The organism is Amycolatopsis albidoflavus (assembly GCF_039525725.1).
Classification (GTDB): domain Bacteria; phylum Actinomycetota; class Actinomycetes; order Mycobacteriales; family Pseudonocardiaceae; genus Amycolatopsis; species Amycolatopsis albidoflava.
Map to the genome: position 1 here is coordinate 424,367 of NZ_BAAAHV010000005.1, position 17,125 is coordinate 441,491.

A 17,125-nucleotide genomic window follows, 5' to 3' on the forward strand; every position below is an offset into this window, starting at 1 on the left:
AGCCCGTGCCCATCGACCCCGCGGTCGCGATCGGAGCCGATCTCGGCGAGGTCAGCTTCGCCTGGACGCCGTCCGACGTGCTGCTGTACCACCTGGCCGTCGGCGCGGGCGCGGATCCGGTGGCCGAGCGCGAACTGCGCTACACCTACGAGCGCGACCTGCGCGTGCTGCCGACCTTCGCCACCGTCGCGGCCAATCTGCGCACCTTCGAACCGCCCGCGCTGAAGTTCCCCGGCGTCGACGTCGACCTGGCGAAAGTGCTGCACGGCAAGCAAGAGATCGAGCTGCACCGGCCGATCCCGGTCGAGGGCAAGGCGGTCGCGCGCACCCGGATCGCCGACGTCTTCGACAAGGGCAAGGCCGCGGTGCTGGTGCAGGAGACCGAGGTCGCCGACGAGTCCGGCGCTCCATTGTGGACAGCCCGGTCCAGCATCTTCGCCCGCGGCGAGGGCGGCTTCGGCGGCGAACGCGGACCGTCGGACAAGATCGAGTGGCCCGAGCGCGAACCGGACGCCGTGCTCGACGTGCCGACGCTGCCGCAGCAGGCGCTTTTGTACCGGCTGTGCGGCGACCGCAACCCGCTGCACGCCGACCCGGCGTTCGCCGAGGCCGCCGGGTTCGACCGGCCGATCCTGCACGGGCTGTGCACGTACGGCGTGGTCGCGAAGGCCGTGGTCGACGCGTTCCTCGACGGCGATCCCGAGCGCGTCTCGGCATTCGGGACGAAGTTCGCCGGCGTCGTGTTCCCCGGCGAAAACCTGCGCGTGCGCGTGTGGCGCGAAAACGGACGTCTGCTGGTCACGACCACCGCGCCGGAACGCGACGACGCGCCTGTGCTGGCCGACACAGTGCTGACGCCCCGCTGACCATCGGGACCGTTATACGGTTGTCCCATGGCGGACGAGCGAGACGGCACCTTCTTCGTGGTGCGCGGGCCAGTCGAGCCGGGCGACAAGCGCGGCCGTGAGCTGGGCTTCCCCACCGCGAACATCGCGCTGCGCGACCAGCGCGGCGAACTGGGCGACGGGGTGTGGGCCGGCTGGGCGGAGCGAGCGGACGGCACGCGCGTGGCCGCCGCGGTGTCCGTGGGCCGCCGCCCGACCTACTACGGGGCCGACGGCTACCGCCTGGTCGAGGCCTTCCTGCTCGACTTCGAGGGCGACCTGTACGGCGAACGCCTCACCGTCTGGCTCGGCAAGCACCTGCGCGACCAGCAGGGGTTCGGTTCCGCGCAGGAGCTGATCGACGCACTGGGCCGGGATGTGGCCGCGGCTCGCGAATGGGTCGCCGCGCATCCGGCGGACGCGTTGCCGACGCTCGCGGAGCTGCCACCGGACGGCGAAGTCCAGCGGCTGGGCTGATTCGCCGAGGTTGACTCGCGCGGTGGCGAGCAGCACGACATCCATGACTGCTGGCGCTCTGCCAAAACTGGCCAAGCACGCTCCGCGTGCAAGAATTCCCGCCGCAACGGCGAAGTCCAGCAGCTGGGCTAATTCCGCCGGACTAATCCGCCGGGACTAATCCACCGAGGCTGATTCCGCCGGGTTTGCTTCACACTGGCTGAGGCACCAGCGTCGATTCGCCGCACTGATCCTCGCCAGGCCGAGTCAGACCGCCGCGAGCAACATGACCCCCATGCCCGCGCCCATCGCCGCCCGGCACAGCGTGCGCGACGCGTGCCCCGGCACCGCCGTGCCGCGCGACCGCATCGCCACCACGCCCGAGCGAACCGCGTCCAGCGCGAAGTAAGCCGCCGCGGCAAGCGCGACCACCGGCCACGCCAGCCGGGTGTCCATTGTGGACATCGTCATCCACGGCCCGTGCACCATGCCGCCGTGCGGCATCGCGGTGACCATGTACAGCATCGCCGCCGCCGACAGCGCGTGGTGCGCGCAGCTGTGCCCCTCCGCGCGCCCTCGCCAAGCCGACCAGGCGAACCAGCCCGCGGTCAGCACCAGCACCGCCTGCCAGCCCGCCGCCGGGATCGGGCCGCCGACCGGGGACAGCATCGCGACCATCGCCACCACCAGCAGCAGTTCGGCGAGGTCGCCGTTGCGCACCCGATGGCCGAGGCTGACGTAGTCGAGCCGCACCAGCCGCAGCACGCACGGCAGCGCCAGCAACGCGAACAGCGCGGTGAACAGCCAGGCCAGCGGCACACTCACCTCGGCACCTCACTCCTCCGGACACGCTGCGTCACACGGGCCTTACCACCGTGACACGCGCGAGGCCGGAGGCACCAGCCAGCAATGAGGTGATCCGCGTTGACCCACAAGGGCTATGCGCGGGCCGACAAGCCCAGTTCAGGCCGCTATATTCGGCCGATGCGCCCGCTTCGGTACTCCATCAACGTCACGCTGGACGGCTGCTGCGACCACCTCGCCGGCATCGCGCCGGACGAGGAGATGCACCGGCATTCGACCGAGATCATCGCCCGCGCCGACGCCCTCCTCTTCGGCCGCGTGATCTACGAGATGATGGAGGCGGCTTGGCGGCCGTCCGCGCGGCCCGCCGAACGGCCGGACTGGATGGAGCCGTTCGGCCGGACGATCGACGCGGCCAAGAAGTACGTCGTGTCCAGCAAGCTCGAGCGCGTCGACTGGAACGCCGAACTCGTGCGCGGCGATCTGCGGGAAGCGGTGCTGCGGCTCAAAGACCAGCCCGGCAAGGGGTTGTACACCGGCGGGCGGCAACTGCCGCTCGCGCTGGCCGCGATGGGGCTGATCGACGAGTACGAGTTCGTGGTGCACCCCCGGATCGCGGGACGCGGGCCGACCTTGTTCGCCGGGCTGCCGGAGCACCTCGACCTGAAGCTCGTGGACCGCCTGGAGTTCGCCTCCGGAGCGGTGGCGATGCGCTATGAACCGAAGGCTCCTCAGCGAGCCTGAGTCAAGACCAGCCCACTCGTCGGGACGCCGGTTCCGGCCGTGACCACCGCGGTACCGGCGTTGGCGACCTGATTCGCCGCTGTGCCGCGCAACTGCCGGACCGCCTCGGCGATGCCGTTCATGCCGTGGATGTAGGCCTCGCCGAGCTGGCCGCCGTGCGGGTTGAGCGGCAGCTTCCCGTCGAGGGTCAGCGTATCGCCCGCGATGAAGTCTTTCGCCTCGCCGCGGCCGCAGAACCCCAGTTCCTCCAGCTGCATCAGGACATACGGGGTGAAGTGGTCGTACAGCACCGCGACGTCCACATCGGACGGCCCGATCCCGGACTGGCCCCACAGCTGCCGTCCGACGACGCCCATTTCCGGCAGCGCGGCGAGATCGTCGCGGTAGTAGCTGGTCATCACGTACTGGTCCGGCCCGCTCCCCTGCGCCGCCGCCGAGACCACCACCGGTGCCTGCCGGAGGTCGCGCGCGCGTTCGAGGCTGGTGATCACCAGCGCGACGCCGCCGTCGCTTTCCTGGCAGCAATCCAGCAGGTGCAACGGTTCCGCGACCCAACGCGAAGACTGATGCTCCTCCAGCGTGATCGGGCGGCCGTGGAACCAGGCGTTCGGATTGGTCGCCGCGTGCGCCCGGTCGATGACCGCGATCTTCCCGAAATCCTCGCTGGTGGCCCCGTATTCGTGCAGATACCGCTGCGCGACCATGGCCACTGTCGCGGCCGGGGTCGCGATGCCCATCGGGTAGTGGAACGCATTGTCCACACCGGACGTATTCACCTGCTGGGCCGCGGCCGCCGACACGCGCCCGAACCGCATCCCGGAACGTTCGTTGAACGCCCGGTACGCGACCACCACGTCGGCAATCCCGCTGGAGACCGCCATGGCTGCCTGCTGCACGGTCGCCGCTGCCGCACCGCCACCGTAATGCACGCGGCTGAAGAACGTCAGCTCCGGGATGCCCAGTTCGCGGGCGAGCGCGATTTCGGCGTTGCCGTCCATGGTGAACGACACCATTCCGTCCACATCGGACGGTTTCAGCCCGGCGTCCGCCAGTGCGTGGCTCACGCACTCGGCCGCCAGCCGCAGTTCGCTGCGTCCGGAATCCTTGGAGAACTCCGTCGCGCCGATCCCGGCGATGGCGGTGGTTCCGGTGAACGTCATGCGTCCTCCTCCGGCAGCGTCAGCGAAACCGTGCCGGTCACGTGCGCCCCTAGACTGTCCACAGCGGACACTTCGAGCTCGACGTCGTTGCCTTCGCGAGCGGTGACCCGGCCGGAAAAGGCGAGCGTGTCCCCGGCGTAGCACGGGACGCCGAGCCGGATCTTGATCGAGCGGATAAGCGCCTGCGGACCGGCCCATTCGCTCACGTACCGCTGCACCAGGCCGGTGTCAGTAAGGATGTTGAGGAAGATGTCCTTCGAACCGCGTGCGACCGCGGCGTCCCGGTCGTGGTGCACGTCCTGGAAATCGCGGGTCGCCAATGCCGTGCTGATCACGAACGTCGGCGTCGCCTCGATCACCATCGGCGGCAGTTCGGTCCCGACTGCGGCAGTCATCGCGCCACCTTCCACGCGGGCAGGGTCAGTTCGTCGTCGACGCGCACGAACGCGGCGGTCACCGGAAGTCCGATGTGGACCTCGTCCGGTTCGGCGTCCAGCAGTTCGGCCATCACCCGCACGCCTTCCTCCAGCTCCACCAGCGCGACCACGAACGGCAGCCGCTTGCCCGGAACCGCGGGATGGTGGTGCACGACGAAGCTGTAGACCGTTCCGCGCCCGCTGGCGACGACGTAGTCCGGCGTCGTGTCGAGCGATCCGTCGGGCGGCATCGGACCGGGCGGATGCCGCAGCACGTCGCCCCAGCGCTGGATGCGCAGTTCTCCCTCGCGCAAGCCTTCCCAGAAAAACGCCGTGTCGTGGCTGATCACCGGCCGCAGCACCGGCGACGGCGGCGGTTCCGGTTCGCGCGGACGGAACTTCAGCACGCGGAACACCATGTCCGCCACCAGTTCCCCGTCGACGTACCAATTCGTCCGGGTGGTCACGAACCAGCCCTCGCCGAGCCCGGTGCGCTTCGGGCCGGTGACGTCCTCCAGCACGTTCGTGGTCGAAACGTGTTCGCCGGGCCGGAGATAACGGTGATAGGTCTGCTCGGAGTTGGTGGCCACGATGGACGTGTACCCGGCGTCGTCGAGCACCTTCAGGATCGCGCCGAGCGGGTCGTCGTCCCCGCGCACGCCGTGCAGCCCCGGCATCGTCCACACCTGCGCCATGGCCGGCGGCGCGACGATTCCCTTGTGGACACTCGTCTCGGCGAACTCCGCGTCGGTGTAGACCGGGTTGGCGTCGCCGATCGCTTCGACCCAGTTGTTCACCATCGCCTGGTTCACCGGATCGCGCGCGTACCTCGGCGCGCTTTCGCCCTGTGCGGCGATTTTCGCGGCGGCTTCCTCGATCGTCATCGCGGCACCCTCGGCAGTTTCAGTCCGGCGGAGGCGATCAATTCGCGCTGGATCTCGCTGACGCCTCCGCCGAACGTCAGCACCAGGTTCCGTTTCGCCAGCACGTCGAGCCATTCGGCGAGTTCCGCGGTGTCCGGGTCGGCGAGGTCGCCGTGCCGCCCGACCAGCTCCTCCAGCAGCCGCCCGATCCGCTGGATTCGCTCCGAGGCGAACACTTTGGTCGCCGAAGCGTCGGCGATCTCGACCGACCCGTGCGCCGCTGCCGCCGCGACCTGCCAGTTCAGCAGTTCGTTGACCCGCGCGACCGCGAACGTCTCGGCCAGCACCGCGCGCACGTCCGGCAAGTCGAGCAGCGCCGCGCCGTCCGGGGTCCGGCGCGCCGCCGCCCACGCCCACACGCGGTCGTGCAGGCCGCCGATGCGCCCGGCCGGGCCGAGCATCACGCGCTCGTGGTTGAGCTGCGTGGTGATCAGCCGCCAGCCGCGGTTTTCCTCGCCCACCAGCATGTTCGCCGGCACGCGGACGTTCTCGTAAAACGTCGCGTTGACGTGGTGCGCGCCGTCGCAGGTAATGATCGGCGTCCAGGAATAGCCCGGGTCGCGGGTGTCGACGATGAGGATCGAGATGCCCTTGTGCTTCGGCGCGTCCGGATCGGTGCGCACGGCGAGCCACACGTAGTCCGCGTCGTGGCCGCCAGTGGTGAAGGTTTTCTGGCCGTTGATCACGTAATCGTCGCCGTCGCGGACCGCGCGAGTGCGCAGCGAGGCCAGGTCCGTTCCGGCTTCCGGTTCGGTGTAGCCGATGGCGAAATGCACTTCTCCGGCCAGAATCTTCGGCAGGAACATCGCTTTCTGTTCCTCGGTGCCGAATGCCTGCAACGTCGGCCCGACCGTCTGCAGCGTCACCGATGGCAGCTGGACGTCCGCGCGAGCGGCTTCGTCCACGAAAATGTGCTGCTCGATCTCGCCGAAACCGCCGCCGCCGTACTCCTTGGGCCAGCCGACGCCGAGCTTCCCGTCGCGCCCCATCCGGCGCACGACGTCGCGGTACACCTGGCCGTGCCGCTCCCGCAGCAACGCCCGGCGCTCGTCGGCGGTCAGCAGGCCCGCGAAGTACTCGCGCAGCTGCGCCCGCAGTTCTTGCTGCGCGGCCGTCAGTTCGATGTGCATGCTCATCCCGCTACTCGTTCGCCCAGCCGGCCGAGCCGGTGCGCCGCTCCCCCGACCGCGCGGCCGAGATCCTTCACCGCCGAGGAGTACCGATGCAGCGGATAAGTGCGGTCGACGCCGACGCCGCCGTGCAAGTGATGACAGATCGCCAGCGCGGACGGCGCTTCCTCGGTCAGCCAATACGCCGCGATGTCCAGCTCGGTGTCGGCGTCCAAATCGGACGCCAGCCGCCACACCGCCGACAGCGCAGCCAGGTGCACGGTGCGAGAAGCGACGTAGACGTCCGCGATTTGCTGGGCCACCGCTTGGAAAGTCGCAAGTGGACGGCCGAACTGCGTGCGCTCGCCGACGTGCTGAGCCGTCAACGCCAATGCTCCGGCGAGCAGGCCGTCGCCGAGTGCGAGCGCGCCTGCCAACGCGTAGCGGTGCAGCGTCTGCAACGCATGCCCCGCCGTACGGTCGCGCAGGAAGTCCGCTTCGCTCACCTTCGCGCCATCGAACCGCACGGTGTACTCAGGCGTCCCGGTCGCGTTGTACGCAGGCAGCACTTCGACTCCGTCGGCGCGCGGATCCACGAGCGCGACGCCGGTACCTCCCGGCAACGCGATCGGCGTGAGAATCCGTGTCGCCTCCGCCGCGTACGGCACGTGCGTTTTGACGCCGGTCACCGCCCACGCACCGTCCGCCGCCGCACCGCTGGTCCCGGGGATGGAGGTCAGCGGTGCGGACGGCTCGTGCAAGGCGGCAGTGAGAATGCTCTCCCCCGCCGCCGCGGGCGGCAGGAACTCGGCGCGCTGCGCTGGGGTGCCCAACGCTTCGATCGGCAGGATGCCGAGCGCCAGCACGGCGTACGCGGGCACCGCCGCCGCGGCCCGGCCCACCTCGGTGAGCACCGGGGCGACGTGCTCGACGCCCAGCCCGTCGCCGCCGAGGTCGGCGGGCAACGGCAGCGCGAGCAGGCCCGCGTCGGCCAGCGCACGCCACTGGTCCGCGGGCTCGTCGGCCTTCCCGAGCACTTGCGCGGCGAGCGAGGTGATCTCGCTCTGCGTATCGTCGGGGGTGAAGTCCACTCCGGTCTCCCTCCACCTAGGTGGAACACGTTCTATTTTTAGCCGGAATGGGCTGGCTCGGCAACCCCCAGGACCCGGGCCCGGGCTGTAGATCGACCGCGAAGCGGAGAGGGGCGGCACGCCGACGTGGGTGCGGAACAAGTTCTCAAATCAGCGCTGGGCGACGTCGGCTGGCAAGCAACGAGGAAGCTCGCGACCATCCCGCCCACCGCGGGCGTCCCCGACCCGAAGCCGCTGTCCCTGCCCGGCCGCGGCCAGACCGTCGTGGTGGACGTCGGCCCGCGGCACGCGCCCGCGGTGATCCTGCTGCACTCGGTGGCGTGCACCGGCCTGCTCACCTGGTATCCCGCGCTGGAGCGGCTGTCCAAGAACCACCGGGTGGTCGTGTTCGACCAGCGCTGGCACGGCCAGGGCATCCGCTCGCACGAGTTCAGCCTCGACGACTGCGCGGACGACGTGGCGGCGGTCGCGGACGCGCTGGGAATCGACGAGTTCATGGTCGCGGGCTACTCGATGGGCGGCATGGTCGGCCAGCTGGCCGCCCACCGCTTCCCGGACCGCGTCACCGGCCTGGTGTTGTGCTCGACGGCGAGCAACTTCCGCCGCGGCCTCCGGCAACGCGTGGCGCTCGACGTGTTCGGCCGCACCCTGCACCTGCTGCGCGACCAGGCCCGCATCGGGCTGGTCCCGGGCGAGCCCCGCCGCGAACGCCTCGCCCGGCTGGAGGACCACCGGTGGGCGCTGGAAGAGTTCCGCTCGACGAGCCCGTGGGCGATCGCGGTCGCGCTGGACGAGATCGGCCGCTTCGACTCGACCCCGTGGCTGCACACGCTCGACCTGCCCGCGGCGGTTGTGGTGACTTCGCGGGACGGGTTCATCGCTCCGGCGCATCAGCGGAGTTTGGCGCGGCGGATTCCCGGGGCGGCGACGTATGAGATTCCGGCTGGGCATACCGCGTGCGTGTTCGCGGCGGATCAGTTCGTGGCGGCGTTGATGGCGGCGTGCACGTCGGTGCAGGCGGCGATCTCTGGGCAGGAGCGGATCGCCGACTCTGCCTAGTACGTCGACACCAAATCCGCCGGGCGGAGCTCCAGCCGGTACGGCTCCTCCAGCCGCACCACGTCGTCGCCCGAAGCCTCGCCGTCCAGCACGTACTCGCCGTCGGCCAGCCGGAAGCAGCTCAGCGTCGGCTCGTTCGGCTCGATCACCCAGTAGTACGGGCAGCCCGCGAGCGCGAGCCGGGCCGGCTTCAGGAACCGGTCGATGTGCCTGCTCGACGGCGACACCACCTCGACCGCCAGCACCGGGACGCCGACCAGCGCGCGTTCGGTGAACGTCTCGCGCCGCCCGACCACGACGTCCGGGATCATCACGGTGAACTCGTCGAGCACCACGTCCACCGGCGCGGGGAGGACCTCGCAGTCGGCAGGGCACACCGGGGTGAGCGCGGCCAGGAGGCGCGCGACCACCCGCTGGTGCAGCGGACGCGGGGACGGGCTCACCAGAAGCGTCCCGTCCACCAGTTCGTACCGGCGGCGTTCATCCGAGATCGTCTCCAGGTCCCGACGCGTGAGACGGTCGCCGTGCGCGAACATCGGGACTGTCATCATGCTGCCCCCGCAGGCGGGCCGACCGGAAACGACTCGGCCAGGGTAGTCGGGCACGCGCGGCAGCGCGAACCGCCGCGCGGCGGTTCGCCGACCCGGCTAGCCCATTCGCCGCGGGGCTCGCCCGCCGAATCGCTCACCGTGGGTCACCGAAACGCGGGGATACCGCCCCGGACAGCGCAGCAGTGCCCAGCGAACAGGTTCTTTCGCGGAAGCCGGGCGATTTGTCGAAACCGCAATTCCGCGTCCAGTAAACGGCCATCACGGGATCACCCACCCGTTGCCTGGCCTTGGAAAACCTGCCGTGGCGCATCCCGAAAGGAAACCCTATCATCAGCGGTGCCCGCGTCCCGTGAATGGGTGATTCAGCGGAATTTCACCATTCCGCACGCCATTCGCGCTCCGTGATTAACCGGCCGGACCGCTGGGCCGCCTAGGCTGATCGGACGTCCTCGAATTCCCTCCTCCGGTGGTGGTCATGCCTGCCCCCAGCCGCCCGGCGTCCCTCTTCCGCCTCGACGGCTCCGCGGCGGAAACCGACCTGCTGACCCCGCTGTCCCCCGAACAGATCAGCGCCGACCGCCCGGTCGACCTGCCCGGCACCCGCGCGCGACTGGTCGCGGGCGCGTTCCGCACCGAGGCCCCGCAATGGCTGCAGCACGCCGAAGCCCTCGGCGGCGGCCCGCTCGACCTGCCCTCGACGCTGCCGTTCGCGGTGCTGCTGGTGCCGCGCCCGCCGTGGACCTACGCGGTCACCTGGGGCGCGGGCCATCTCGTGCTCAACGACGAACACGTCGAGCAGGGTTTCGGGCTGCGCTTCGGGATCCGCCGCCTCGACCCGTTCGACCTCGGGCTCGTCGCGAGCGCCGCGCTGGACGTTTCCGCGCGAGCCACGCAGATTTCCATTCCGGGCGGCGGCGAACTGTCCGCGTTCCGGCTCGAACCGTACGGCGATCTCGTGCACCGCCTCGCCGGTTCGGCGGACCTGACCGACCTCACCTACGGCCGGGTGACCGGCAAGCGCTACCGCATCCGCGTCGGCACCTCGCTGTGGGCACCGCTCGCGAAGGATCCCGAAGCATTCCTGGCCGATCTCGACGCCGTCGGCGCCGTGGTCGACGAACCGGACGCGGATTCCGCGCTGCGCTTCATCGCCCAGACCCGCCCGATGGACCGGCACCACCCGCTCGTGCCCGAACTGGAACGGCAACTGGCCGAAGCACTCGGCGGCAGCGACGCGCTGGGCCTGGCTTGGCCGTCGAGTGCCGCGAACGACGCGGAGAACGCCGGTTCGTTCCGCATCACCGCCCTGGGCCCCGGCGGTCCGATCCACGTCCCCGGCCGCCTGGAACTGGACCACGTGACCACGCGCCTCGGCGGAATTCCCGTTGAGCGGCGGCTGAAAGCCCTGCGCGCGGGCCGGATCACGACCTGCGCCGACGAGGCGGGCGCGGAACCCACCGGAGCGCCGCTGCCCGCCGCTCGTTGGCTGGTTTTCGAGACGACTGTTGAGCACACTCGGTACGTTTTCCATCAGGCCCGCTGGTACCGGATCGGCGAGACTTATGTGGCGCAGATGCGGGATCAGGTACGCGATCTGCTGGCTCGTAAACACATCTGGCCGGACATCACGTGGCGGCCGAGCGGTCAGCCGGACGACGAACATCGGTATTGCCAGCAGGTGGCCGCTCTAGCGCCGGAATATCTGTGCCTGGACAAGGATTTCGCGAGTACTCCCCTGCATCCGCGATTCGAGCTGTGCGATCTGCTGGGGCCGGAGGATGAGCTGATCCACGTGAAGTGGCTGGGCCGGGCTACGGCGGCCAGCCATCTCTACACGCAGGCGCTCGTGTCCGCGGAGGCTCTGCATGACGAACCGGATGCGTTGGCGCAGCTGGCGGATAAGGTGTCCACATTAGACTCAGGCCGGGTGCTGGGCGGCGCGCCGGACACTGTCGTGCTCGCCGCTGCTGGCCGAGCATGGGAGGTGGACCAGCTGTTCACGCTCTCGCAAGTCGCCTTGCTTCGGCTGGACCGGGCGGTGCGGAGCCTTCGTGCGACGTTGAAGTTCGCCGACATCCCTTACACGGCGAAGAAGAAGCGCCGTTAGACCGGCGCGGCCTTGCTCAACTCGTCCAGCGCCTCCGGCAACGCGTCCGCCAGCGGCCACAAATCCTTCACCAATTCCTTGGCCCCCAACAACCCCACACCCACCTTGCCGTCATTCGACAGCACCGTGACGTTGAGCCCCGCCCCGTGAAAAACCGGCCCCAGCGGATACAGCCCGGTGATCCGCGCGCCCAGCAAATACAGCGGCATCGGCGGCCCGGGAACGTTCGAAATGATCAGGTTGTGCACCACCGGATGCCGTTCGGCCAGGCGCAGCGCCGAATACGCGCGCACGCCCAGCCCGAACACCGTCGCCGGGGAGAATTGGGCCCAGTCGGCGAGCATGTCAGCGTCGATGTCGTAATGGTGGTCCTTCGCCCGCCGGTTCGCCTCGGCGAGGAAGAACACGCGCGCCGCCGGGTCGGGCAAATGCGTGGGCAGTGAGGCGAAAAAGGCAGACACCCGGTTGCTGCCATGATCGCGTTCCGTGCGTTCGTGCACCGACACCGGAACCGTCGCGACCAGTGGATCACCTGGCAGTTCGCCGCGGCCGAGCAGGAATTGCCGCAGTGCACCGGAAACCAGCGCGAGCACCACGTCGTTCACGGTGACGCCGAAAGCGTCCTTCACCTGCTTCACCGCATCAAGGTCCAGCTGTGCGAACGCGACCGAACGGTGCCCGGTGATAGTCCCGTTCAGCGACGTCCGCGGCGCGGTGAACGGCACCGGCATTCCCTTGCCGCGCAGGGTTTTCATCGCCCACTTCGGCACCAGCCCCAGCAGCTCCGGCAGCAACCGGGCGATCTCGAACGGCCGGTGCAGCAGCGAATCGGCGCTCTCGCGCAGCAGCCGCAAGCGGGTGGGCAGGCCGTCGTTGTGCTGCTCGTCGGCAGGCAGTTCGGGCAGCGGCGAGTCGGGTTCGAGCCCGGCGAGGTAGCCGATCAGGCTGGCTCCGCCGACGCCGTCGACGCTCGCGTGGTGCATTTTCAGCAGCACTGCCAGCCGTCCGTCGGACAGGCCCTCGATGACGTAGCACTGCCACAGCGGATGCGCGCGGTCGAGCCGCTGCCCGGCGATGTGCGCGCACATCTCGGCGAGTTCGCGGTCGTCGCCCGGCGCGGGCAGGCCGATCCGGTGCACGTGGTTGTCGAGGTCGAAATCCTCGTCCTCGACCCACACCGGGTGGTTCAGGTTCCAGAGTGGATTGTGGAGTTTGCGGCGGAACGCCGGGATCACCGCGACGCGTTCGGCGAGGCGGCGCTTGAACTCCGGGAATGTGTAGCCGCCGGGCATGGTCGCGCCGTCGAGCGTGAGCAGGCCGCAGACGTGCAGGACCTGCGAGGGCGTCTCCAGGTAGAGGAAACTCGCGTCCAGCCCGCTCAGTCGCTGCATGCCTGCCAGCGTAAGGCAGAACCCTGGCCGGGGCGCTCGGCGGAGGTAGCATCGGGCAGGTGAAACCGGACTTCGTGACCCGCCGGGCGGCGCAGCTCGGCCTCGCCGCGCTCGCGCTGCGGCCGCCGAAACCGCGGCCGACCTCGATCCCGGTGTTCTTCGCCGGCTGGCTCACCGGCGAGCTCGCGCCGCACCTGCTCGCCCTCACCGCGGCCGACACCGTGCAGCACGTCGCGCGCCACGGGCTGCGGCGCCGCAGCGACCGCGCTGGGCTGGCGTTGGCGGCGCTGTCCGCGGCCGGTTTCGCTTCGCTGATCGCGACCTCGCAGAAGGCGCGCATCGAGGTCGAGTCCGCGCTCACCGAAGCACTCGGCGAGGACTACATCGCCCAGCTCGCGAGCCCGTCGGACTTCTCGACGCCGTGGGGACGCCTGCTGATGCCGTTCCGGATCCACGAGCCGGACGTCGTGCGAGACCGGAATGTCGCTTACGCCCCTGGCGGCAAACGCTTCCTGCTGGACATCTACCGTCCGCGCGAGACGGTCCGCGACGCGCCGGTGCTGCTGCAGATCCACGGCGGCGCGTGGACGATCGGCAACAAGGAACAGCAGGGCTTGCCGCTGATGCGCCACCTCGCCCGCCGCGGCTGGGTCTGCGTGGCGATCAACTACCCGCTCTCCCCCGCTTCGCGCTGGCCGGCGCACATCGTCGCGGCCAAGCAAGCGCTCGCCTGGATCCGCGAGCACATCGCGGAGTACGGCGGCGACCCGCGATTCGTCGCGGTGACCGGCGGTTCGGCGGGCGGGCACCTGGCCGCGCTGCTCGCGCTGAGCCAGAACGACCCGGCGCTGCAGCCCGGTTTCGAGGAGGCGGACACGAGCGTGCAGGCCTGCGTGCCGCACTACGGCGTGTACGACGTCGCCGCGTCGACCGGCGAGGAGGAAAGCCGGTACCGGCTGGAAAGCCTGATGGCGCGGCGGGTGTTCGCGCCGGAGCACCGGCTGGACGACTATCTCGCAGCGTCCCCGATGGACCGGGTCGCCGAGGACGCGCCGCCGTTCTTCGTGATCCACGGCAAGCACGATTCGCTCGTGCCGGTCGCGGAGGCGCGGGAGTTCGTCGCCCGGCTGCGCGCCAAATCCGCCCACCCGGTGGCCTACGCGGAACTCGCCGGCGCGCAGCACGCGTTCGACGTGTTCCCGTCCATCCGCAGCACGCACGTGGTGCGCGGCGTGGAGCACTTTCTGGATTGGGCTCGCGCTCAGGCGTTGACGCCGGTCAGCGAGAAGAATTCCTGACGCGACCGGGCGTCCTCGCGGAGCGTGCCCATCAGCGTGGACGTGACCGTCGACGAACCGGTCGCCTGCACGCCGCGCAGGGTCATGCAGGTGTGCTCGGCCTCGATCACCACGCCGACGCCCTTCGGCGTCAGCTGGTCGCCGAGCCAGCCCGCGATCTGCTTCGTCAGCCGCTCCTGCACCTGCGGACGGCACGCGAAGTACTCGACGATCCGCGCGAGCTTCGACAGCCCGAGGATCCGCTCGCCCGGCAGATACCCGACGTGCGCGACGCCGATGAACGGCAGCAGGTGGTGTTCGCAGACCGACCGGACCGGGATGTCGCGGGCCAGCACCAGCTCGTCGTAGCCCTCGTCGTTGGGGAACGTGGTGAGGTCGAATTCGCGGGGCGTGAACAGCTCGGCGTACGCGCGCGCCATCCGGCCGGGGGTGCCGCGCAGGCTCTCCGAGTCGAGGCTGACGCCGAGCGCGCGCAGGAAATCCCCCGCCGCGCTTTCGGCCGCGGCCAGGTCCAGGCCGGGATCGGGCTCGTGGACGACGCGGAGGGCGGTTCCGGACGACTGCATGGGCGGTCCTCGGGCGGTCGGGGCTGGCAGGACGGGTTTCGCCTACAAATCTTGGTCTTATCGCCCGGCGGAGTCAATGTGACCAGGTGAACAAGCCGGGTAGCGGGTTCGGAGAACCTCGCTGGGCGTTATCGTGGATGTGTGACGAGTGACCTGGCGACCATCCGCGCGGTAGCGGCGCTGGACGAGGACCTGCGCCGGGGGATGTACGCCTTCATCCGCGACGCCGGCCGCCCGGTGACGCGCGAGGAGGCGGCCTCGGCCGTCGGCATCTCGCGCAAGCTGGCGGCGTTCCACCTGGACAAACTCGTGACGGCCGGCCTCCTGCGCGCCCGCTACGAGACCGTCGGCGGCGTCCGGAAGGTGGGCCGCGCGCCGAAGGTCTACGAGCCCGCCGCGACCGATTTCGCGATCACGATCCCGCCCCGGCACCCGGACGTCCTGGCCGCGATCCTGGTGGACGCGGTCGCCTCGGCGGCCCCCGGGGAGCCGGCCCGGGCCGCGGCCCTGCGCGAGGCCGGAGCGCACGGCGCCGCGGCCGGCGCGGCCGAGCGCGAACGCTCCCGCCCGGGCCGCCTTGGCACGGAACGCGGGCTGACGCTGACGAGCACGGTCCTGGCCCGGCACGGTTTCGAGCCCAACCGCGAGACGCCGGTGTGCCTGCGGATGCGCAACTGCCCGTTCCAGCCGCTGGCCAGGCGCGCGCCGGACCTGGTGTGCGGCATGACGGACCGGTTCCTGACCGGGGTCGTGGAGGGGCTCGAGGTGCCGGGCGTGTCGACGGCCCGGGTCGCGCCGCGCGATGGCGGGTGCTGTGTGGAGCTTCGAGGGACTGAGTCAGCCGGTAGTTGAGCGGGTTTGGTTCAGCCTGCGGGCGAGGTGGGCGGGGATGTCTTCGAACTTGACGTGATCGTCGAAGACGCCGGTGCTGTCTTCGAAGACAGCGACGGAGAGGTCGTGGATGACCAGCGCTTCGAATTCGATGCCGTCGATGTCGAAGGCGAGGAACCAGTTCCACTGAGTCGTCGGTGCCCGAACCGACTCCGGGTGCAGTTCCACTACGACGTCTCGTGCGGGAACGCGGGTCTCCAGGTCGGCTTTCCAGGCTCGGCAAAGGTCGAGCATGCGCGGGCGCTGCCGGGCCCAGGTGCCGGGGTCGGGTTGCGCTGCTTTTCTCGCCACGCTCGCAAAGCTAGCCGAACGAAACCGCGCGCAGCACCCGCTCCACGTGGGCGGCGGGCCAGTCCTCCGTGAACGGCCGGGTGCGCAGCAGCCAGCGGTGGAAAACCGGGCCCAGCAACAGTTCCGCGCCGTCCTCCGGGCATTCGACCCCGGCCCTGGCCAGGCGGTCGGCGATCGCGCGCAGTTGCGGGCCCAGCAACCGGTCCAGGACTTCGGAGCCGACGGCCGGGTCGGTCTGCAGTTCGGCGGTCACCGCGCGGAGCAGGCGGTCTGTCGCGGGATCCGTCAGCTCCGCGATCATGCCGTGGACCAAGGTTTCCAAGTCCGCGCGCAGATCGCCGGTGTCCGGGATGGCGACTTCGCCGGACGCGTCGAGGCTTTGCTCCAGCAGCGCGTCCAGCAGCACCGCGGCGGGCGACGACCACGTGCGGTACAGCGTTTGCTTCCCCGCGCCCGCGCGGGCCGCGATGCCCTCCATGGTCAGGCCGCCGAAACCGGACTCGGCGGCCAGGGAGAGCACCGCGGCGTGCACGCGGGCTCGGGTGCTGGCGCGGGCCATGTCAGATCTCCGCGTCGGAGAAACGCTTGTCCTGCCGGTAATCCGTCAGGCGTCCCGACAACGCGGTCGCGACCATCGCGGGGGCATCGGCACCGGCGAGGACGCGGAGCCGTCGGTCAGCCGGGTCGTAGACGTGCTGCAGGATTTCGGCGGCGATGTCCGCGGGCGGGGTGCCGCCGCCGGTGCCGGTGGTGGCCCACGGAACCGTCGTCGTGCCGAACATCCGCTCGCGCAGGCCGTCGTACGCCGGGTCCGGGGTGGCGAACCGCATGCTGCCGGTGGCCCATTCGGTGTCCATCCCGCCCGGTTCGACGATGCTCACCCGAACGCCGAACTCCGCGACCTCCTGCGCGATCGCCTCGCTCATTCCCTCCAGCCCCCATTTGCTCGCGCTGTAAAGCCCGAATCCCGGCACCGAACCGGCACCGCCGACCGAGGAGATCTGCACGACATGGCCCGACCGCTGTTCACGCAGCACCGGCAGCGCCGCTTGGGTCAGCCACAGCGCGCCCAGCACGTTCGTCTCCAGGATGTCCCGCGCTTCGTCCTCGCTTACCTCCTCGGCCATGCCGACCAGCCCGTACCCGGCGTTGTTCACCACGACGTCCAGCCCGCCGAACTCGGCCGCTGCCCGTTCCACGGTTTCCCGCGCCGCGGCCCGGTTACGCACGTCGAGCACGTGCTCGACGACATTCCGGTGCTCCGGCGCGCTGCCCGGCGTCCGAACCGTGGCCAGCACCCGGTCTCCCGCTTCCGCGGCGGCGATCGCCAACGCCCGGCCCAGGCCGCGGCTTGTTCCGGTGATCACCCAGGTTCTCGTCATGC

At 70.2% G+C, this 17,125-nt stretch carries 19 protein-coding genes; 7 read left to right on the top strand and 12 right to left on the bottom strand.

The features are described 5' to 3' along the window. Nucleotides 1-5: 5 nt before the first annotated feature. Together ABD156_RS06495 and ABD156_RS06500 are read left to right on the top strand one after the other, a co-directional pair. Nucleotides 6-866, top strand: a complete 861-nt coding sequence (locus ABD156_RS06495; RefSeq protein WP_344267728.1) for a MaoC/PaaZ C-terminal domain-containing protein — start codon at nt 6-8, stop codon at nt 864-866. Between the two features lie 27 nt (nt 867-893). After that, nucleotides 894-1,361 carry a riboflavin kinase gene (locus ABD156_RS06500; protein WP_344267730.1) on the top strand — a complete coding sequence of 156 codons (468 nt, stop codon included), beginning with the start codon at nt 894-896 and terminating at the stop codon, nt 1,359-1,361. A gap of 246 nt (nt 1,362-1,607) precedes the next feature. Here the strand turns inward: ABD156_RS06500 and ABD156_RS06505 are convergent, their stop codons facing one another. Further along, nucleotides 1,608-2,165, bottom strand: coding sequence for a DUF5134 domain-containing protein (locus tag ABD156_RS06505; RefSeq protein WP_344267731.1), 558 nt, complete (start codon nt 2,163-2,165; stop codon nt 1,608-1,610). A gap of 159 nt (nt 2,166-2,324) precedes the next feature. Here ABD156_RS06505 and ABD156_RS06510 point away from each other — a divergent pair, with 159 nt between their 5' ends. Then, on the top strand, nt 2,325-2,888 hold the full coding sequence (locus ABD156_RS06510; RefSeq protein ID WP_344267732.1) for a dihydrofolate reductase family protein: 564 nt from the start codon (nt 2,325-2,327) through the stop codon (nt 2,886-2,888). Here the strand turns inward: ABD156_RS06510 and ABD156_RS06515 are convergent. The 5 genes from ABD156_RS06515 to ABD156_RS06535 are packed head-to-tail and all read right to left on the bottom strand — an operon-like array spanning nt 2,876 to nt 7,587. After that, nucleotides 2,876-4,048 (bottom strand): lipid-transfer protein, encoded by a 1,173-nt coding sequence (locus ABD156_RS06515; protein ID WP_344267734.1) that lies wholly within the window; start codon nt 4,046-4,048, stop codon nt 2,876-2,878. The genes ABD156_RS06510 and ABD156_RS06515 overlap by 13 nt on opposite strands. Next, on the bottom strand, nt 4,045-4,443 hold the full coding sequence (locus ABD156_RS06520) for a MaoC family dehydratase (RefSeq protein ID WP_344267736.1): 399 nt from the start codon (nt 4,441-4,443) through the stop codon (nt 4,045-4,047). Before ABD156_RS06520 ends, ABD156_RS06515 begins: the two co-directional genes overlap by 4 nt. After that, nucleotides 4,440-5,348 (bottom strand): bifunctional MaoC family dehydratase N-terminal/OB-fold nucleic acid binding domain-containing protein, encoded by a 909-nt coding sequence (locus ABD156_RS06525; protein WP_344267738.1) that lies wholly within the window; start codon nt 5,346-5,348, stop codon nt 4,440-4,442. Before ABD156_RS06525 ends, ABD156_RS06520 begins: the two co-directional genes overlap by 4 nt. Beyond that, the gene (locus ABD156_RS06530) at nt 5,345-6,517 is read right to left on the bottom strand and encodes an acyl-CoA dehydrogenase family protein (protein WP_344268519.1); all 1,173 of its coding nucleotides are present in this window, start codon (nt 6,515-6,517) and stop codon (nt 5,345-5,347) included. Before ABD156_RS06530 ends, ABD156_RS06525 begins: the two co-directional genes overlap by 4 nt. A gap of 2 nt (nt 6,518-6,519) precedes the next feature. Then, nucleotides 6,520-7,587 carry an acyl-CoA dehydrogenase family protein gene (locus tag ABD156_RS06535; protein WP_344267740.1) on the bottom strand — a complete coding sequence of 356 codons (1,068 nt, stop codon included), beginning with the start codon at nt 7,585-7,587 and terminating at the stop codon, nt 6,520-6,522. A gap of 126 nt (nt 7,588-7,713) precedes the next feature. Here ABD156_RS06535 and ABD156_RS06540 point away from each other — a divergent pair, with 126 nt between their 5' ends. Beyond that, nucleotides 7,714-8,646 (top strand): alpha/beta fold hydrolase, encoded by a 933-nt coding sequence (locus tag ABD156_RS06540; RefSeq protein WP_344267742.1) that lies wholly within the window; start codon nt 7,714-7,716, stop codon nt 8,644-8,646. Here the strand turns inward: ABD156_RS06540 and ABD156_RS06545 are convergent. After that, the gene (locus ABD156_RS06545; RefSeq protein WP_344268522.1) at nt 8,643-9,182 is read right to left on the bottom strand and encodes a Uma2 family endonuclease; all 540 of its coding nucleotides are present in this window, start codon (nt 9,180-9,182) and stop codon (nt 8,643-8,645) included. The two genes, ABD156_RS06540 and ABD156_RS06545, sit on opposite strands and share 4 nt — an antisense overlap. A 490-nt stretch (nt 9,183-9,672) precedes the next feature. On the opposite strand from ABD156_RS06545, the gene ABD156_RS06550 reads away from it, so the two are divergent. After that, the gene (locus tag ABD156_RS06550) at nt 9,673-11,304 is read left to right on the top strand and encodes a TIGR04141 family sporadically distributed protein (RefSeq protein ID WP_344267744.1); all 1,632 of its coding nucleotides are present in this window, start codon (nt 9,673-9,675) and stop codon (nt 11,302-11,304) included. Here the strand turns inward: ABD156_RS06550 and ABD156_RS06555 are convergent. Then, nucleotides 11,301-12,695, bottom strand: a complete 1,395-nt coding sequence (locus ABD156_RS06555) for a WS/DGAT/MGAT family O-acyltransferase (protein WP_344267746.1) — start codon at nt 12,693-12,695, stop codon at nt 11,301-11,303. The two genes, ABD156_RS06550 and ABD156_RS06555, sit on opposite strands and share 4 nt — an antisense overlap. A 59-nt stretch (nt 12,696-12,754) precedes the next feature. Between ABD156_RS06555 and ABD156_RS06560 the strand changes: the two genes are divergently transcribed. Next, a complete protein-coding gene (locus ABD156_RS06560) occupies nt 12,755-13,993 on the top strand; it encodes an alpha/beta hydrolase fold domain-containing protein (RefSeq protein WP_344267748.1) in 1,239 nt (412 codons plus the stop codon). Here ABD156_RS06560 and folE read toward each other — a convergent pair. Continuing rightward, nucleotides 13,957-14,559, bottom strand: coding sequence for a GTP cyclohydrolase I FolE (gene folE / locus ABD156_RS06565; protein WP_344267750.1), 603 nt, complete (start codon nt 14,557-14,559; stop codon nt 13,957-13,959). The two genes, ABD156_RS06560 and folE, sit on opposite strands and share 37 nt — an antisense overlap. A 141-nt stretch (nt 14,560-14,700) precedes the next feature. Here folE and ABD156_RS06570 point away from each other — a divergent pair, with 141 nt between their 5' ends. Continuing rightward, nucleotides 14,701-15,411 carry a helix-turn-helix transcriptional regulator gene (locus tag ABD156_RS06570; RefSeq protein ID WP_344267752.1) on the top strand — a complete coding sequence of 237 codons (711 nt, stop codon included), beginning with the start codon at nt 14,701-14,703 and terminating at the stop codon, nt 15,409-15,411. Here ABD156_RS06570 and ABD156_RS06575 read toward each other — a convergent pair. Genes ABD156_RS06575 through ABD156_RS06585 form a run of 3 tightly spaced genes read right to left on the bottom strand, consistent with a single transcriptional unit; the run spans nt 15,397 to nt 17,123 of the window. Continuing rightward, on the bottom strand, nt 15,397-15,741 hold the full coding sequence (locus tag ABD156_RS06575) for a hypothetical protein (protein ID WP_344267754.1): 345 nt from the start codon (nt 15,739-15,741) through the stop codon (nt 15,397-15,399). The two genes, ABD156_RS06570 and ABD156_RS06575, sit on opposite strands and share 15 nt — an antisense overlap. Nucleotides 15,742-15,751: 10 nt before the next feature. Then, on the bottom strand, nt 15,752-16,300 hold the full coding sequence (locus ABD156_RS06580; protein ID WP_344267756.1) for a TetR/AcrR family transcriptional regulator: 549 nt from the start codon (nt 16,298-16,300) through the stop codon (nt 15,752-15,754). A 1-nt stretch (nt 16,301) separates the two neighbouring features. After that, the gene (locus ABD156_RS06585; protein WP_344267758.1) at nt 16,302-17,123 is read right to left on the bottom strand and encodes an SDR family NAD(P)-dependent oxidoreductase; all 822 of its coding nucleotides are present in this window, start codon (nt 17,121-17,123) and stop codon (nt 16,302-16,304) included. Between the last annotated feature and the right edge of the window lie 2 nt (nt 17,124-17,125).

Excerpts from the sequence above, each read along its gene's own strand:
- ABD156_RS06510 (WP_344267732.1), top strand. The coding sequence starts at position 2,325 with ATGCGCCCGCTTCGGTACTCCATCAACGTCACGCTGGACGGCTGCTGC.
- ABD156_RS06580 (WP_344267756.1), bottom strand. The coding sequence starts at position 16,300 with ATGGCCCGCGCCAGCACCCGAGCCCGCGTGCACGCCGCGGTGCTCTCC.
- ABD156_RS06550 (WP_344267744.1), top strand. The coding sequence starts at position 9,673 with ATGCCTGCCCCCAGCCGCCCGGCGTCCCTCTTCCGCCTCGACGGCTCC.
- ABD156_RS06555 (WP_344267746.1), bottom strand. The coding sequence starts at position 12,695 with ATGCAGCGACTGAGCGGGCTGGACGCGAGTTTCCTCTACCTGGAGACG.
- ABD156_RS06520 (WP_344267736.1), bottom strand. The coding sequence starts at position 4,443 with ATGACTGCCGCAGTCGGGACCGAACTGCCGCCGATGGTGATCGAGGCG.
- ABD156_RS06585 (WP_344267758.1), bottom strand. The coding sequence starts at position 17,123 with ATGACGAGAACCTGGGTGATCACCGGAACAAGCCGCGGCCTGGGCCGG.
- ABD156_RS06515 (WP_344267734.1), bottom strand. The coding sequence starts at position 4,048 with ATGACGTTCACCGGAACCACCGCCATCGCCGGGATCGGCGCGACGGAG.
- ABD156_RS06500 (WP_344267730.1), top strand. The coding sequence starts at position 894 with ATGGCGGACGAGCGAGACGGCACCTTCTTCGTGGTGCGCGGGCCAGTC.
- folE (WP_344267750.1), bottom strand. The coding sequence starts at position 14,559 with ATGCAGTCGTCCGGAACCGCCCTCCGCGTCGTCCACGAGCCCGATCCC.
- ABD156_RS06530 (WP_344268519.1), bottom strand. The coding sequence starts at position 6,517 with ATGCACATCGAACTGACGGCCGCGCAGCAAGAACTGCGGGCGCAGCTG.
- ABD156_RS06525 (WP_344267738.1), bottom strand. The coding sequence starts at position 5,348 with ATGACGATCGAGGAAGCCGCCGCGAAAATCGCCGCACAGGGCGAAAGC.
- ABD156_RS06545 (WP_344268522.1), bottom strand. The coding sequence starts at position 9,182 with ATGTTCGCGCACGGCGACCGTCTCACGCGTCGGGACCTGGAGACGATC.